The organism is Rhodopseudomonas sp. (genome assembly GCF_048594845.1).
Lineage (GTDB): Bacteria > Pseudomonadota > Alphaproteobacteria > Rhizobiales > Xanthobacteraceae > Rhodopseudomonas.
In genome coordinates, this window is record NZ_JBMDXE010000228.1 from 1 (window position 1) to 14,744 (window position 14,744).

General features: G+C 63.8%; 14 protein-coding genes and 1 pseudogene. 6 read left to right on the plus strand and 9 right to left on the minus strand.

What is annotated here, in order from left to right:
* The 3 genes from ACOJTD_RS14625 to ACOJTD_RS14635 form a co-directional block, all read left to right on the plus strand.
* On the plus strand, window positions 1-1,666 hold a 1,666-nt coding region (locus ACOJTD_RS14625), incomplete at its 5' end, for an AAA family ATPase (RefSeq protein WP_420133625.1).
* Between the two features lie 340 nt (window positions 1,667-2,006).
* On the plus strand, window positions 2,007-2,261 hold the full coding sequence (locus tag ACOJTD_RS14630) for a FitA-like ribbon-helix-helix domain-containing protein (protein WP_420133626.1): 255 nt from the start codon (window positions 2,007-2,009) through the stop codon (window positions 2,259-2,261).
* 12 nt (window positions 2,262-2,273) lie between these two features.
* Entirely contained in the window at window positions 2,274-2,696 is a 423-nt protein-coding gene (locus tag ACOJTD_RS14635) for a type II toxin-antitoxin system VapC family toxin (RefSeq protein ID WP_420133627.1), read from the plus strand.
* Between the two features lie 114 nt (window positions 2,697-2,810).
* Here the strand turns inward: ACOJTD_RS14635 and ACOJTD_RS14640 are convergent, their stop codons facing one another.
* Window positions 2,811-3,389, minus strand: coding sequence for an HXXEE domain-containing protein (locus tag ACOJTD_RS14640; protein WP_420133628.1), 579 nt, complete (start codon window positions 3,387-3,389; stop codon window positions 2,811-2,813).
* Window positions 3,390-3,656: 267 nt separating this feature from the next.
* Between ACOJTD_RS14640 and ACOJTD_RS14645 the strand changes: the two genes are divergently transcribed.
* Window positions 3,657-3,929: a hypothetical protein gene (locus ACOJTD_RS14645; protein ID WP_420133629.1), complete on the plus strand. Its 273-nt coding sequence runs from the start codon at window positions 3,657-3,659 to the stop codon at window positions 3,927-3,929.
* A gap of 130 nt (window positions 3,930-4,059) precedes the next feature.
* Window positions 4,060-4,767 carry a nitroreductase gene (locus tag ACOJTD_RS14650; protein WP_420133630.1) on the plus strand — a complete coding sequence of 236 codons (708 nt, stop codon included), beginning with the start codon at window positions 4,060-4,062 and terminating at the stop codon, window positions 4,765-4,767.
* Between the two features lie 194 nt (window positions 4,768-4,961).
* Here the strand turns inward: ACOJTD_RS14650 and ACOJTD_RS14655 are convergent, their stop codons facing one another.
* The 7 genes from ACOJTD_RS14655 to ACOJTD_RS14685 all read right to left on the minus strand — a co-directional run bounded on the left by ACOJTD_RS14655 (window position 4,962) and on the right by ACOJTD_RS14685 (window position 12,577).
* Window positions 4,962-6,170: an ABC transporter substrate-binding protein gene (locus ACOJTD_RS14655; RefSeq protein WP_420133631.1), complete on the minus strand. Its 1,209-nt coding sequence runs from the start codon at window positions 6,168-6,170 to the stop codon at window positions 4,962-4,964.
* 211 nt (window positions 6,171-6,381) lie between these two features.
* Window positions 6,382-6,801, minus strand: coding sequence for a secondary thiamine-phosphate synthase enzyme YjbQ (locus ACOJTD_RS14660; protein ID WP_420133632.1), 420 nt, complete (start codon window positions 6,799-6,801; stop codon window positions 6,382-6,384).
* A gap of 121 nt (window positions 6,802-6,922) precedes the next feature.
* Window positions 6,923-7,606, minus strand: a complete 684-nt coding sequence (locus ACOJTD_RS14665) for a hypothetical protein (RefSeq protein ID WP_420133633.1) — start codon at window positions 7,604-7,606, stop codon at window positions 6,923-6,925.
* 112 nt (window positions 7,607-7,718) lie between these two features.
* Window positions 7,719-8,924 carry an ABC transporter substrate-binding protein gene (locus ACOJTD_RS14670; RefSeq protein ID WP_420133634.1) on the minus strand — a complete coding sequence of 402 codons (1,206 nt, stop codon included), beginning with the start codon at window positions 8,922-8,924 and terminating at the stop codon, window positions 7,719-7,721.
* Window positions 8,925-9,141: 217 nt separating this feature from the next.
* A complete protein-coding gene (locus ACOJTD_RS14675; RefSeq protein WP_420133638.1) occupies window positions 9,142-10,476 on the minus strand; it encodes a replication-associated recombination protein A in 1,335 nt (444 codons plus the stop codon).
* A gap of 223 nt (window positions 10,477-10,699) precedes the next feature.
* Entirely contained in the window at window positions 10,700-12,091 is a 1,392-nt protein-coding gene (locus ACOJTD_RS14680) for a DegQ family serine endoprotease (RefSeq protein ID WP_420133635.1), read from the minus strand.
* Between the two features lie 108 nt (window positions 12,092-12,199).
* Entirely contained in the window at window positions 12,200-12,577 is a 378-nt protein-coding gene (locus tag ACOJTD_RS14685) for a winged helix-turn-helix transcriptional regulator (protein ID WP_420133636.1), read from the minus strand.
* Window positions 12,578-12,692: 115 nt separating this feature from the next.
* On the opposite strand from ACOJTD_RS14685, the gene ACOJTD_RS14690 reads away from it, so the two are divergent.
* Window positions 12,693-13,712 (plus strand): zinc-binding alcohol dehydrogenase family protein, encoded by a 1,020-nt coding sequence (locus ACOJTD_RS14690; protein WP_420133637.1) that lies wholly within the window; start codon window positions 12,693-12,695, stop codon window positions 13,710-13,712.
* A 271-nt stretch (window positions 13,713-13,983) separates the two neighbouring features.
* Here the strand turns inward: ACOJTD_RS14690 and ACOJTD_RS14695 are convergent.
* Window positions 13,984-14,744: pseudogene (locus ACOJTD_RS14695) on the minus strand (SDR family NAD(P)-dependent oxidoreductase); the annotation flags it as partial.

Below are 14,744 nucleotides of genomic sequence, written 5' to 3' on the forward strand. Positions count from 1 at the left end.
CTCAGCTGGCCGCACCAGCGCATTAGAATACTTCAGGTCCGGCAACGATTCCCCTGGCCGCGGAAGCACCAATCCGGCAGCGATCGGTCATATGAGCTATACGAGCCAGTGGTGGGAGTTCGAAGGAGTACCAGGGCTTTACATGCGACTAAAAGAACGCGCAGATTTACTGCTTAAGGTTCAGGCGCGACTTCAAGTGCTACAGCAGCGGCACTTACGACTTGAATGGAGTCAAAGCGGACTTCAACTAAAATTCATCTCTGTGAGCGGCGACCAGCCTTATTATGCTAACACAGAGGCCAGCGGACTTATTCAACTCATTCCCCTATTAGCGGCGATCTACGACGACGAAATATCTATTCTACTTGTGGACGAGCCTGAAGTATCCCTTCATCCGCAACTACAGGCATTCTTACTAGAGGAGCTTCAATCTGTCGCTGGGCGGCCTACCGACGACGCAAAGAAGAAAGTTGTCGTGATCGCCACACATTCAGCCAGCATGGTTCCATTGAAGCAAGCATTGGACATCTCCAACATAGTGTTCTTCAGGGACCGAAAGTCCCTTCCGATACAGGTCGCCACTGACGCGGGAGAGTTAAAGAGCAGAAAACTTGGGGCGCTAACATCGCGCCTTAGCGAGAATCACAAGTTCGCGTTCTTCGCTCTGTCCATCCTCCTTGTAGAAGGACCAAGCGACGAAATCTTCATGGTCGGCTTATCGCAGGCGTTGAAACATCCACTGTTGATGGCCAACACCCAGATTGTGCCGATTATTGGAAAAGGGGAATTTGTGGAGACGATCAAATTCTTTCGTCTCATGGGCAAGCGGGTCTGCATCATGGCCGACTTGGACGCGCTGACCGACGACAACGCTGTGGTCGTTTCATTTAGGTCCGAAGCAGCAGATTTCATTGAGCAAGCAGGACATAACGACCTTGCGTCTTTTGACCAATCTTTGCGAAGTGAACTTTCGAAATTGGTCAATGACGACTGGGAGAGCATCCACTCCACGGCAGAATCTCACCGATATTGGAAGAATCGAAATGTAACCGACGACATAGCCAAAAGGCGAGCTGCCCTGGCGGCCCTCCTTTCCACTTGTGAAAAGACAATCCATTCCTACAAAGAATCGCAGAGATGGCTCAAACTTCGAAAGCGATACATCGCTCTTCTTGAGATACTTGACCGAACTGGATGTGTATTTCTTCGTAAGGGCACTATCGAAGACTATTTCTCAGAAACTCTTGCGCCAATTCCAAAACCAGAGGCAGCGGCAATTGAAGTTGAGCGATTGATGACCTATGAGGAGAGCCAGATAATTTCGATGTATTCTGACCCGGTTCGCTCACTAAGAGGCGCGGCACCGATCCCAGAAATCAACGAGAATTATTTGTTGAGGGAGCAGCTAGGATCACTTTTGGGCGCAGCGTTGCAGATCGTTGCAGCGGATATGCCTGACGATGAATTAAACGCCCGCGTCGCAGCCAATAGCTCAACGGATCAGCCCCTATTCCGCTTTGAGAATAAGACCGAGGTCAAAAACGGAAGTGCTGTCAGGCGCATCAAGGTATCAATCAATTCACCAGCGTTCTTCCGCTCAAATTTCCCCTTTGAGATATCGGAAGGTGACAATCAGGCCATCGCAATTAGAGCGCAGCTTCCATAGCAGATACATGCCAATGCCGATCCTTAGTGATATTGAATTAATTGCGATCCAATCATCAGATGTGCAGCTAGCGTAGCTCGTAGGTCGGATTAGCAAAGCGTAGTCCGCCCTCGTTTGTATGATGGCGGGGGCAATGATGGTGGGTTACGCCTTCGGCTAACCCACCCCGCGATTTCTGCTCTTCGCGCGGCGTTGCAAGAGGGTGGTGGTTGAGCACGTACATCCTTTACTGACCCACGCGAGAATTACGCGCCGGGCGCGAGTACCGCCGTAATCCTTGAAGAATCCCGTTATTTTCTCTATTTTGATAGTCTCGCCATCATCTGTCAGGGACGCCATCATGGTCGCCGTCACCATTCGCAACCTCTCCGAGGAGGTGCATCGGGCTCTCGAGGACCGCGCGGCGCGGCACAACCGCAGCGCGGAAGCGGAAATGCGCGCCATTCTGGAGGCCGCCGTACGCCCCGAGGGCCGCTTGCGGATTGGAACGACGCTGCAGGAGATCGGGCGGAAATACGACATCACCAATGCCGATATCGGGGCGCTAGAACAGCTTCGCGACACGCATCCTGCGGAGCCGATGAAGTTCGAGTGACGGTGGCCTCGCATGATCCTGCTGGACACCAACGTCATCTCCGAGGCGATGACGCGAGAACCGCATCCCCGCGTGCGCGAATGGCTGGATGCTCAATCGGCCGAGACCTTGTTCCTGTCCAGCATCACGGTCGCCGAACTCCTGTTCGGCATTGGCGCCTTGCCGGAGGGAAAGCGTAAGAACGCTTTGGGCGCCGCGCTCGACGACGTATTGCACGTGTTTGCCACCCGGGTCCTGCCGTTCGACACCCCGGCCGCGCAGAGCTATGCCGAAATCGCCGTCAAGGCACGCGCCGCGGGAAAGGGTTTTCCCACTCCCGATGGGTACATCGCCGCAATCGCCGCCGCACACGGCTTACGTGTCGCGTCGCGAGACACGAGTGCCTTTGACGCCGCAGGCCTGACAGTGATCGATCCCTGGACGGCCGGCGACTGACAAGCAGCAAGCGTAGGCTGGGCAAAGGCGCGCAGCGCCGTGCCCACGCGTTGATGGCTCGATTGTTGAGGCGTTCCGCGTGGGCTTCGCTACGCTCAGCGCCACCCTACGGAACTACCCCACCGCACTCACGACCACCCGCCCCGCTTTCGCCCGCTGCTTTGCATGCAGCGCGATCGCGGCGTGGAGGCCCAGCGCGATCACCAGGGCCACCGCGTGCTGCAGGCCGGTGCCGGGGATATGCAGCACGGCGTAGAGGCCGAACGGGATGAACACCAGCGCGGCGCTGGCGAGGCCGGGGTTGTAGGCGCGCAGATGCGCGGCCATGGCCACGTGGGTGATGCCGTTGACCAGGATCAGATACACCGCGGCGAGACCCCAGCCGGGGGCGATGAAGTACGCGGCGTACAGCGCTGCGAGGTTGATGCCCCAGACGCCGGGCAGATTGATCAGCAGCACGTCGCCGGGCGTCAGCGCCTCGACGCCGCCGAATACGACGCTGTTGACGTAAGTGCGGAAGCGGTCGCCGAGATGCTCCTCGACCTGGTGCAGCATGTAGATCGGCGACGCGAGATAGATCAGCATCAACGCGTGGTCGCCGCCGGGCACGCCGAGCGGCAGCAGCACGAGCAGCAGCACGCCCATCGCCAGCGCGGCCGCGACCCAATGGGCTTCGAGATAGGCTCTGATCATGCGCACACCCGAGGTTGAAGATCAGCAGCGTATGCCGGTGGGCTTAATGATTAGCGAAGTGGCAGAACGCCGGACCAGTGAAGCGGCCCGGCGGCGGCCGTCGGAAGTGCCATGATCGCTGGCGGATGCCCCTCGCGATTGCGGGCTCCGCGTGGGGATTCGCTGCGCTCACACGCACCCGACGATTCTGGCTGCGTCCGATCCGCTGCCCTCGGAACTTCCCTCCCCGCCGTCGTTTATCCCCGCACACTCAGCGAGAGACAGGACATGATGAAGCTTGTGATGACGGCGACGTGCGCGGTTCTGCTGTCCAGTGCCGCGATGGCGCAGTCGACCTCGACCAATCAGGGCGAGCAGGTCAACCCGGGGACCAACCCGTCGGTCGGCAAGGACTCGACGTTCGGCATGAACAACATGGGCGACCCGAACACCGGCAAGGGCCTGCGCGGCGGCAAGACCTCGGACACGCACGAATGGCTGCGGCAGAAGGAAGAGCAGAACCTGCGCGACGCCAAGGAGCGCAAAAGCGAAACGCGATGACGATCTCGCCGGGTGGGCAAAGGCGCCAGCGCGCCGCGCCCACCTTGCGGGCGCTGCGGCCCCACCTTGCACTGCACGGCCGAACCCGCGATGATCGCCCCCAACCAGAAGCTTTGGGGGAAACCAGACGATGCAATATGACGACGTTGTTCTCGGCCGGCGCAGCATTCGCGGCTACAAGCCTGATCCGGTGCCGCGTGAATTGATCGAGGAGATCCTCACGCTGGCGATGCGGTCGCCGTCCTCGATGAACAGCCAACCGTGGAATTTCCACGTCATCACCGGTGAGCCGCTCGACCGCATCCGCGCCGGCAATACCGAGCGCAATCTCGCCGGCGTGCCGCACAGCCGTGAATTCCGCATCGGGCAGCCGTTCGCCGGCGTGCATCGCGACCGTCAGGTGTTCGTCGCCAAGCAGCTGTTCGGCGCCATGGGCATCGCGCGCGACGACAAGGCGATGCGGCAGGACTGGGTGATGCGCGGCTTCCGCCAGTTCGATGCGCCGGTCTGCGTCATCATCACTTACGACCGCGTGCTCGACGGCAGCGACGACACGCCGTTCGATTGCGGCGCGGTGACCAATGCGCTGGTCAACGCCGCGTGGTCACGCGGGCTCGGCTGCGTCATCAACAGCCAGGGCATCATGCAGTCGCCGGTGGTGCGCGAGCACGCCGGCATCCCCGACGATCAGGTGATCATGAAGGCGATCGCGCTCGGCTGGCCGGACGAGACGTTCCCGGCGAACGCCGTGGTATCGGAGCGCAAGCCGGTGAGCGAAGCGGCACGGTTCGTCGGCTTCGACGATGCGCCGGCGTCGCGGGCCAAGCAGTCGGCGTAGGCCATCTTGTAGCCTGGATGGAGCGCAGCGAAATCCAGGACCGATCTCGCCGCGTCCCCGCATTCCGCTTCGCTGCATGCGGGCTACATCATCCTCTCGTCATTCCGGGGCGACGGTCGCGCATCGCGGAAGTCGAACCCGGAATGACGGCACTTGTGGAGACGCCAAAGGCCCTCCACAACGCCCTTCGCCAGCTACTTCTTCGTCGTGCTGATATTCTCGCCAAAAAACTTCCAGGCCTTGCCGTCGAATTTCGCCATCTTGAAGATGTGATAGGCCGAGTAATCGGTCGGCGTCGTCGTCACGGTGACGCCGGGCAGGAACAGCGGCAGCGACACGTTGCTGAGATTGGTGGCCTGCTTCACCAGGTTCTCACGGGTGAGATCGTCGCCGCAATTCTTCAGCAGCACTTCGGTCATCTGCGCCACCGCGTAGCCGACCTGCACGCTGCCGTCGATCGGATTGCCGTCCGGGTACCACTCCTTCATGAAGGCCAGGAATTGCTTGACGCCCTCATCATTGTCCCAGGCCGGGTCGCCGACGATCTTCGAGGTGAAGGCGCTGATCAGACCGCTGGAAGCCTCGAGCCCGGCCGGCTCCAGCACGCCGCCGATCGAGGCGCCGACCGACACCACAAAATGCGCCGGCGTCCAGCCCAGCGCGTGCACCTTGCGGATCGACTGCGCGGCGAATTTCGGCGACGCGACCGTCAGCAGCGTATCGGCGCCCGAGGCCTTCAGATTGACGATCTGCGAGTCGATGGTCGGATCGCTGACCTCGTAGCTCGCTTCCTTGATGATCGCCGAGGCCTTGTCGCCGAGGCCTTCCTTAAAACCCTTGAGATAGTCTTTGCCGAAATCGTCGTTCTGATAGATCACCGCGATCTTCGCCGCCGGCATCTCCTTGGCGATGTACTTGCCGTAGATCTTGGCCTCTTCCTCGTAAGGCGGATAGAACGGCGTGGTCCAGGGGAAGTCCTTCGGGTCGTTCCACTTCGAGGCGCCGGAGGTAATGAAGATATGCGGCACCTTCTTGCCGCGCAGATATTTCTGGATCGCCGAATTGGTCGGCGTGCCGAGCGAACCGACGATCGCCAGCACCTCGTCCTGCTCGACCAGTTTGCGGGTCTGCTCCAGCGTCTTCGGCGGGCTGTAGCCGTCGTCCATCGAGATGAGATTGATCTTGCGGCCGTTGATGCCGCCCTTGGCGTTGACCATCCGCCAATACGCCGCCTCGACCTTGCCGTTGACGCCGTAGCCCGACGCCGGGCCGCTATACGGCATGGTCTGGCCGAGCTTGATCTCCGTATCGGTCGCGCCGGTGTCGTAGCGCTTGTCGGCGGCCAGCGCCGCCGTGGACGTCGCCGCCACGAGCAGCAGCGAGGCGAGCAGTTTCAATCGCATGTGGTTTCACTCCCGGATGAGCGCGGTTATCCGCGTTGTTGTTAGTCGTCGCTAACACGCGTACGGGAGAGTGTCGAGCCGGCGTGATACAAGGATGCGCCGAGCCGCGCGCCACAGTCCGCGCGGCGGAATTCGCGGGCGACGACTTCCTGCGGTCAGCAAGTCCTTACTTGGCGGGCTGCATGCACAGCGCAGCATGCGGACCGAAGGCTTACTCGCCGATGATCTTGACCAGCACGCGCTTGCGCCGGCCGCCGTCGAATTCGCCGTAGAAGATCTGCTCCCACGGACCGAAATCGAGCTTGCCGGCAGTGATGGCGACGACGACTTCGCGTCCCATTACCTGGCGCTTCATGTGGGCGTCGGCATTGTCCTCGCCGGTTCGGTTGTGGCGATAGCCGGAGACCGGCTCGTGCGGCGCGAGTTTTTCGAGCCATTGTTCGTAGTCGTGATGCAGGCCGCTCTCGTCGTCGTTGATGAACACCGAGGCGGTGATGTGCATGGCATTGACCAGCACCAGCCCCTCGCTCACCCCGCTCTCCCGTAGCGCCGTCTCGACGTCGCGCGTGATGTTGATGAAGGCACGACGTCCGGGGATGTCGAACCACAGTTCCTTGCGGAAGGATTTCATCGATGGCTCCTTTGCCGGTATCACGGCGCGTGGGATGCGCTGTGCTTCGCCCACCCTACGGATAAGAGACGGAAACGATGCAATGGGCAGAGACACGCAGCGCCGTGCCAGCACGTCTTGCTTAGTTACATCCCGCGCGATTGCGCAGCAGCGCGATGTCCCCGAGCACGCTGGTGGACGGCTTGTGCTTCGCCGCCTCCTCGGCCGCAGCGCAGGCGCCCGGCTTGTCGCCGGTCTCCACGCGGGCGAAGCCGAGATTGGACCAGGCATCGGCGAGGTCCGGCGTGGCCGCGACCGCCTCCTCGAGAATGGTGCGGGCCTGTTCCGGCCGCTTGCCGAGCAGCAGCGCGCGGCCGTAATCGGCAAGCAGTGGCTTGAGCGGATCGGGCTGCTTACGGGCGATCCTGAACAGTTCGTCCGCATAATCGATGTCGCCGAACCGCATCATCGTGACGATGGCGAAGCCGTGGTACACGGCGCTCTGTTCCGGCGCCAGCAGCCAAGCCTGGTTGAAGCGCTGCGCCGCCTCAATGGCGCTGTTCTTGCCGATCGCGCGCCAGCCGCGCAGGCTCGCCTCCTCGAACGCCTTCTGCCGCGAGCCGGTCGCCGCCACCAGGGCGTTGACGAACTTCTCGTCGGCCGCGCGCTGCTCCGGCGTCTTGGCGACGAAGCCGAAGAACGGCTGCTGATTGGGCGGCGCCGGATAGCTCTTCTTGGTGACGCGTACGCCGGGCGCAACCTCGACGGTCTCGGCGCGCACCGGGGCCGCGAACAGCGTCGCGCTCAGCGCGACGAGGACTGCCATCGGGGCCAAACGGCGCACGGCCGGCTCTAGAGTGCGGAACAGCCGGCCGTGCATCATCACCCAGTCCTTTCCCGTACGTCCGGGGGCGCGGTGGCCCGCCGGACGCGCGGGATCAGGTCCCGCGCAACATTTCGCTGACAACGACCCAGTCGTTGCCGTTGAACTCCAGCATATAGCCGTCCTTGATCGGACGGAAATCAGTCGGCGTGGTGTTCAACGTGATGCCGGGCAGCAGCAGCGACAGCGACACATTCTTCATGTTGGCCGCCTGCTTCATGATGTTCTCGCGGGACAGATCGTTGCCGCACTGCTTGAGCAGCGCCACCAGCGCCTCGCCGACCGTGTAGCCGTACAGCGTGCCGACATTGTTCGGATCGAGCGCCGGCAGCCGCGCCTTCATGAAGTCGATGTAGGTCTGCATCGCCTTGTCGCCCTTGGGATCGGGCGTGTAGGGCTTGAGCGAGCCGAGCGACAGCACGCCCTTGCCGGCATCGACACCAGCCGGATCCATCACGGTCGCCTTGTTGGCGCAGCCGCTGGCGATGAAGCGCATCGGCTGCCAGCCGACCTCATGCGCCTTGCGCAGCGCCTGGGCGCAGGCGCGCGGGGTCACGCTGTAGATCATGAACACATCCGCCTTGGTGGCGGCCAGCGTCAGCACCTGGGAGTCGACGGTGGGGTCGGACACCTCAAAGCTCGACGCCAGCGCGATCGCCTTGTCGGCGTCCGGCCCCAGCGCTTCCTTGACACCGCGCATAAAATCCTTGCCGGCGTCGTCGTTCTGATACAGCACCGCGAACCGCGCATTGGGGTTCTTGGCGCGCGCGTACGCGACTTCGATCTTGGCTTCACTGAGGTAGTTCGGCGCCCAGGGCAGCGCCATCGACCACGGCATGTTCTGCGGATCGTTCCACTTCGACGCCGAGCTGATCAGGAAGATCTGCGGGACCTTGTTGGAGTTGAGATATTTGGCGATCGCCGAACTCGGCGCGGTGCCCATCGTGGCGGCAATGAAGGCGACGCCCTCGCCTTCGACGAGGCGCCGCGCGGCTTCCATGGTCTTCGGCGGCGAGAAGCCGTCGTCGAGCGAGATCATGTTGACCTTGCGCCCATTGACCCCGCCCTGCTCGTTGACCTGATCGAGATAGGCCGCGATCGTCTTCCCGGTGGTGCTGAGCGCCGAAGCCGGGCCGCTCCACGGCATGGTGTTGCCGATCTTGATCTCGGTGGCGGTGACGCCGGGCGCATTCTGCGCCTGCGCGGTGGTGGCAAGCGCCGCCGCGAATGCCGCGCCGAGCCAGAGCCGAAGACTGGTCATGAGTGTCCCTTCCCTTGGGGTTTTTGTTGCGATGCGATGTCGCTTTTGTTTTCCGGGAAGGATGCGAGCGCGAACTAACCGGGTCTTGTGCCCAGCCGCTGGTCCCGCGCGATGTGGTGTCGCTGATGATGAAAGTAGCCCGGATGAAGCGGAGCGTAATCCGGGATCTACAGCGGCCTCCCGGATTTCGCTTCGCTGCATCCGGGCTACAAGACAGCTACTTCTCTTTCGCGGCGCGCAGTTTCGCCCAATAATCCAGCCGCTTGCGGATTTCGCGCTCGAAGCCGCGGTCGGGCGGATCGTAGAAGGTCTGGCGGCCGAGCGCATCGGGGAAGTAGTCCTGGCCGGAGAAGCCTTCCGGCGTGTCGTGGTCGTATTGATAGCCGGAGCCGTAGCCCTCCGACTTCATCAAGCCGGTCGGCGCGTTGAGGATGTGCTTGGGCGGCAGCAGCGAGCCGGCCCGTTTGGCCGTGCTCATCGCGGCCTTGTAGGCGGTGTAGCCGGCGTTCGATTTCGGCGCGGTGGCGAGATAGATCACCGCCTGGGCGATCGCCAGTTCGCCCTCTGGACTGCCGAGGAAGTCGTAAGCGTCCTTGGCGGCATTGCAGATCACCAGCGCCTGCGGATCGGCGAGCCCGATATCCTCGACCGCCATCCGCACCACGCGGCGCGCCAGGAACAGCGGGTCCTCGCCGGCGTCGAACATCCGGCACAGATAGTACAACGCCGCGTCCGGGTCGGAGCCACGCACCGATTTGTGCAGCGCCGAGATCAGATTGTAGTGGCCGTCGGCGCCCTTGTCGTAGATCGGCGCGCGGCGCTGCAGGATGTCCTGCAGCTGCGCGGCACTGAAGACTTCGCCAGCGCGCGCCGAGCGCCAGACCTCTTCGGCCAGCGTCAGCGAGGCGCGGCCATCGCCGTCGGCCATCCGCACCAGCACCGCGCGCGCTTCGGCGTCGAGCGGCAGCTTCTTGCCTTCGACCTCTTCGGCGTGGGCGAACAGCTTCTCGATCGCCTCGGCATCGAGCGAGCGAAACACCAGCACGCGCGCGCGGGACAGTAGCGCCGCGTTGAGTTCGAACGACGGGTTCTCGGTGGTGGCGCCGACCATCACCACGGTGCCGTCTTCCATCACCGGCAGAAACGAGTCCTGCTGCGCCTTGTTGAAGCGATGCACCTCGTCGACGAACAGCAGCGTCCCGGTGCCCATCTCGCGCCGTGCGCGGGCGGCGTCGAACACTTTCTTCAGATCGGCGACGCCGGAGAACACTGCGGAGATCTGCTCGAAATGCAGCTCGGTGGCGTCGGCCAAGAGCCGCGCCACGGTGGTCTTGCCGGTGCCGGGCGGCCCCCAGAACACCAGCGAGCCGAGCGTCCGCGTCTCCAGCATCCGCGTCAGCGCGCCGTCGGGACCGACGATGTGATCCTGGCCGACGACTTCGGTGAGCGTGCGCGGCCGCAGCCGATCCGGCAACGGCCGCGGCGCCTCGCGCTCGAGCCCGGCGGCGGCGAACAGGTTGTCGCCGTGGTGTTGCGGACGCTTGGGGCTCATATGCAGGCCCGCCGCCTCGCCCCACACGCGACCTGCTCCTTCTCCCCGCGTGCGGGGAGAAGGCCGGGATGAGGGGGCGTTTCCACAGGGCCGAGCCTCTCGGCTGTTAGTCCACACAACAGCTCGGCTGCGTGGAGACGCCCCCTCACCCGCTCATCGAACTGCGTTCGACGAGCGACCTCTCCCCGCACGCGGGGAGAGGTTAGAAGCGGCGCCGTGCTCATCATCCGCCCAACGTGACGTTGATCTGCTGACCGCCACGCACCAGGGTGATGCGCCACAGGCGGGCTGGCTCGTTGGTGAGGCGCTCCAGATCGCTGGTCTTGGCGATGCGCTTGTTGTTCACCGCCACGATGATGTCGCCCTTCTGGAAGCCGACGCCGGCGGCCGGCGCATCGTCGGCGAGGTCGGTGACGACGACGCCCTCGACGCTCGGATCGAGCCGAAGATCGTCGGCCAACGCCGGCGAGATGTTGGCGATCTTGGCGCCCTGGAACGGCGAGCGCGCGGTCAGCACGATCTCGTCGCGGCCGGTGTCGGGCGCGACTTCGAGCGGAATGCTGAGCTTCACCGGCTTGGCGCCGCGCTGCACCTCGATCGACGCGGTGCCGCCGAGCGGCCGCGTGGCGAAGCGATAGTCGAATGCGTTGGGATCATCGACCGCGAATCCGTCGATCGAGGTGATCAGGTCGGACACTTTCAGCCCCGCCTTCTCCGACGGGCTGCCCTTGCTCACGCTGGCGACCAGCGCGCCGCTCGGCCGCTTCAGGCCGAGCGTTTCGGCGATCTCGGGCGTCACCGCCTGCAACCGCGCGCCGAGCCACGGCCGCTTCACCGCCTTGCCGCCGGTCTTGGCCGAGGCGATCACCACCCGCACCATATTGGCCGGGATCGCGAAGCCGATGCCTTGCGAGCCGCCCGAGCGCGAGAAGATCGCGGTGTTGATGCCGACCAGCTTGCCGGTCATGTCGACCAGCGCGCCGCCGGAATTGCCCGGATTGATCGCCGCGTCGGTCTGGATGAAGAACTGATAGTCGGTGATGCCGACCTGGGTGCGCGCCAGCGCCGAGACGATGCCGTGCGTCACGGTCTGGCCGACGCCGAACGGATTGCCGATCGCCAGCACCAGATCGCCGACCAGGAGGTCGTCCGAATTGGCGAGTTCGAGCGTCGGGAATTTCTCCTTGGTATCCTTGAGTCGCAGCACCGCGAGATCGGTGCGGCTGTCCTTCAGCACGATCTCGGCCTCGAACTCGCGCTTATCGGCGAGCGCGACCTTGACCTGATCGGCGCCCTCGATGACGTGGTTGTTGGTAACGACCAGGCCCGAGGCATCGACCATCACGCCCGAGCCCAGCGAGCGCTGGATCTGCTCCGGCTGCGGTCCGCCGCCGAAGAAGCGGCGGAAGATCGGATCTTCCAGCAGCGGATTGCGGTTCTGCACCACCTTGGCGGCGTAGACGTTGACCACGGCGGGCTGCACCGTCTGCACGATCGGCGCATAGCTGAGCTTGATCTCGGCCTGCGACGACGGCAGCCGCCGCTCCTGCGCTGCGACGGGAGTCGCGAGAACGATCGACACACAAAGGGCAGCGAAGCTTCGCATCGAAATCATGTTTGAGAATCCAGTGAGGGCGTCAACGACACGGCAGGTATAGTCCCCCGCGCCCGATTGGAGAAGGAAAAGCCGGCAAATGCGGGGCTCCGACGGCCGCCGCGCACATCAGACGCCGGCATGCGTCTCCGCCGGAACGGCCACGGCGGCGCTGGTGCCGGCCCGGGCGCGGTGCTCCTCGGCCCAGCGCTTCAGCGCGTCGATCACCGGGCGCAGGCTCCGGCCCATCTCCGACAGCTCGTATTCGACCCGCGGCGGCACCTCGGCGAACACCTCGCGGAGCACCAGGCCGTCCTCCTCTAGCGCGCGGAGCTGCTTGGTCAGCATCCGCTGGGTGATGCCGGGCATCTTGCGCCGCAGCTCGCCGAACCGCAGGCGGCCGCTCAGCAGGTGGAACAGGATCACGCCCTTCCACTTGCCGTCGATCAGGTCGAGCGTGGCCTCGACCGGACATCCCGGCGCGCAATCGACATCGCGGCGTTTCATGCGACCTATCCAATAGTATCCGATCGGTGACTATATCCCCGAAACGACAGTACTTGCAAGATTGGCGCAGGGCGAGGAAGTTGCGCCCGCGACCTCGCTCAGCATGGAGTCCCCTATGAAAGCCGTCGGCTACACCAAGAGCCTTCCGATCGACGACCCGAACGCCCTCACCGATGTCGAGCTGCCGAAGCCGACGCCAAAGCCACGCGACCTGCTGGTCGCGGTGAAGGCCGTGTCGGTCAATCCGGTCGACACCAAGGTGCGCAAGCGCGCTGCACCGCCGGCCGGCGAGACGAAGATCCTCGGCTACGACGCGGCTGGTGTGGTCGAAGCGGTCGGCAGCGAGGTGACGCTGTTCAAGCCGGGCGACGAAGTGTTTTACGCCGGCTCGATCCAGCGCCCCGGCACCAACGCCGAATTCCATCTGGTCGACGAGCGCATCGTCGGCCACAAGCCGAAGACGCTGAACTTCGCCCAGGCTGCAGCGCTGCCGCTGACCGCGATCACTGCGTGGGAGTTGTTGTTCGACCGGCTCGGCGCGCGGCCCAGCAAGGCGTTCGATCCGCGTACGCTGCTGATCATCGGTGGCGCCGGCGGCGTCGGCTCGATCCTGATCCAGCTCGCCCGCCGCCTCACCGGCCTATCGATCATCGCTACGGCATCGCGGCCGGAGACCCAGGCGTGGTGCCGCGAGCTCGGCGCCCATGCGGTGATCGATCATTCCCAGCCGATGAAGCCGCAGGTCGACGCGCTCGGGTTGCCGCCGGTGGCGCTGATCGCCAGCCTGACCAATACCGATACGCATTTCACCCAGCTGATCGACATCCTGGCGCCGCAGGGCAAGATCGGCCTGATCGACGATCCGGTGCAGCCGCTCAACCCGATGCTGCTGAAGGCCAAGTCGGCCTCGCTGCACTGGGAAGCGATGTTCGCGCGCTCGACCTTCGAGACCGCCGACATGATCGCGCAGCACGATCTGCTCGACGAAGTCGCCGGCCTGATCGACGCCGGCGTGCTGCGCACGACGCTCGACCAGACCTATGGCACCATCAACGCCGCGAACCTGAAGCGCGCCCACGCGCTGATCGAAAGCGGCAAGGCCAAGGGCAAGGTAGTGTTGGAGGGGTGGAGTTAGGCGGCTGCGCTGATTAGCGCCGTGCCTGGGGCGCCCTCACCCCACCCCTCTCCCGCAAGCGGGAGGGGGAGCAGGCTCCGTGCGCGGAGAGTTTGCAGATGAACGCGATTTCGGTTCACGCCTACGCGAGAGTTAGTGTTGATTTATTGGACTTAGTGCGGCCCGATGCGCCCGCCCGATCGGCAACGCGCCCCCTCTCCCGCTTGCGGGAGAGGGTTGGGGTGAGGGCTGCCGCAAGCACTGACTAAGCGATCCCGAAGCACAAGACTAACTACGCGATCGTCTGCACCAGACCGCCTTCGGCACGCAGCGCGGCGCCGTTGGTGACGGCGGCTTCCTTCGACGACACGTACACCACCATGTTGGCGATCTCCTCGACGGTGGCGAAGCGTTGGATCAGCGAGCCCGGGCGATGCTGCTTGACGAAGTTGGCGGCGGCCTCCGCCTCCGACTGCCCGTTCTGCCGCGCGAGATCCGCCACGAAGGTCTTGACGCCCTCGCTCATCGTCGGCCCGGCATCACCGAATTCACCGTCACCGCGGTGCCGCGGGTGAGTTCGGCGAGACCGCGAGACACTGAAAGCTGCGCCGTCTTGGTCATCCCGTAGTGGATCATCTCCTTCGGAATCATCAGCGCCGACTCCGAGGCGATGAAGACGATGCGGCCCCAGTTGCGCTTCAGCATCGCCGGCATGTAGGCGCGCGACAGCCGCACGCCGCTCATCACGTTGACGTCGAAGAAGCGCTGCCAGTCTTCGTCCGGGATCTCGAAGAACGGCTTCGGCTCGAAGATGCCTGTGTTGTTGATCAGGATGTCGACGTCGGACTGGGCCGCGACCAGCTTGGCACAGCCATTCGCCGTCGAGACGTCGGCCGCCACGCCGCTGACTTTGCCGCCCTTGGCGACCTTGGAAACTGCGGCGACCGCCGCGTCGACCTTGGCCTGGCCGCGGCCGTTGATCACCACATGGGCGCCGGTCGCGGCGAGGCCCTTGGCGATGGCGTGGCCGATGCCGGCGGTCGAGCCTGTGAC

Coding starts and splice junctions, on each gene's coding strand:
- ACOJTD_RS14630 (WP_420133626.1), top strand. CDS start 2,007: ATGGTCGCCGTCACCATTCGCAACCTCTCCGAGGAGGTGCATCGGGCT.
- ACOJTD_RS14635 (WP_420133627.1), top strand. CDS start 2,274: ATGATCCTGCTGGACACCAACGTCATCTCCGAGGCGATGACGCGAGAA.
- ACOJTD_RS14640 (WP_420133628.1), bottom strand. CDS start 3,389: ATGATCAGAGCCTATCTCGAAGCCCATTGGGTCGCGGCCGCGCTGGCG.
- ACOJTD_RS14645 (WP_420133629.1), top strand. CDS start 3,657: ATGATGAAGCTTGTGATGACGGCGACGTGCGCGGTTCTGCTGTCCAGT.
- ACOJTD_RS14650 (WP_420133630.1), top strand. CDS start 4,060: ATGCAATATGACGACGTTGTTCTCGGCCGGCGCAGCATTCGCGGCTAC.
- ACOJTD_RS14655 (WP_420133631.1), bottom strand. CDS start 6,170: ATGCGATTGAAACTGCTCGCCTCGCTGCTGCTCGTGGCGGCGACGTCC.
- ACOJTD_RS14660 (WP_420133632.1), bottom strand. CDS start 6,801: ATGAAATCCTTCCGCAAGGAACTGTGGTTCGACATCCCCGGACGTCGT.
- ACOJTD_RS14665 (WP_420133633.1), bottom strand. CDS start 7,606: ATGGCAGTCCTCGTCGCGCTGAGCGCGACGCTGTTCGCGGCCCCGGTG.
- ACOJTD_RS14670 (WP_420133634.1), bottom strand. CDS start 8,924: ATGACCAGTCTTCGGCTCTGGCTCGGCGCGGCATTCGCGGCGGCGCTT.
- ACOJTD_RS14675 (WP_420133638.1), bottom strand. CDS start 10,476: ATGAGCCCCAAGCGTCCGCAACACCACGGCGACAACCTGTTCGCCGCC.
- ACOJTD_RS14680 (WP_420133635.1), bottom strand. CDS start 12,091: ATGATTTCGATGCGAAGCTTCGCTGCCCTTTGTGTGTCGATCGTTCTC.
- ACOJTD_RS14685 (WP_420133636.1), bottom strand. CDS start 12,577: ATGAAACGCCGCGATGTCGATTGCGCGCCGGGATGTCCGGTCGAGGCC.
- ACOJTD_RS14690 (WP_420133637.1), top strand. CDS start 12,693: ATGAAAGCCGTCGGCTACACCAAGAGCCTTCCGATCGACGACCCGAAC.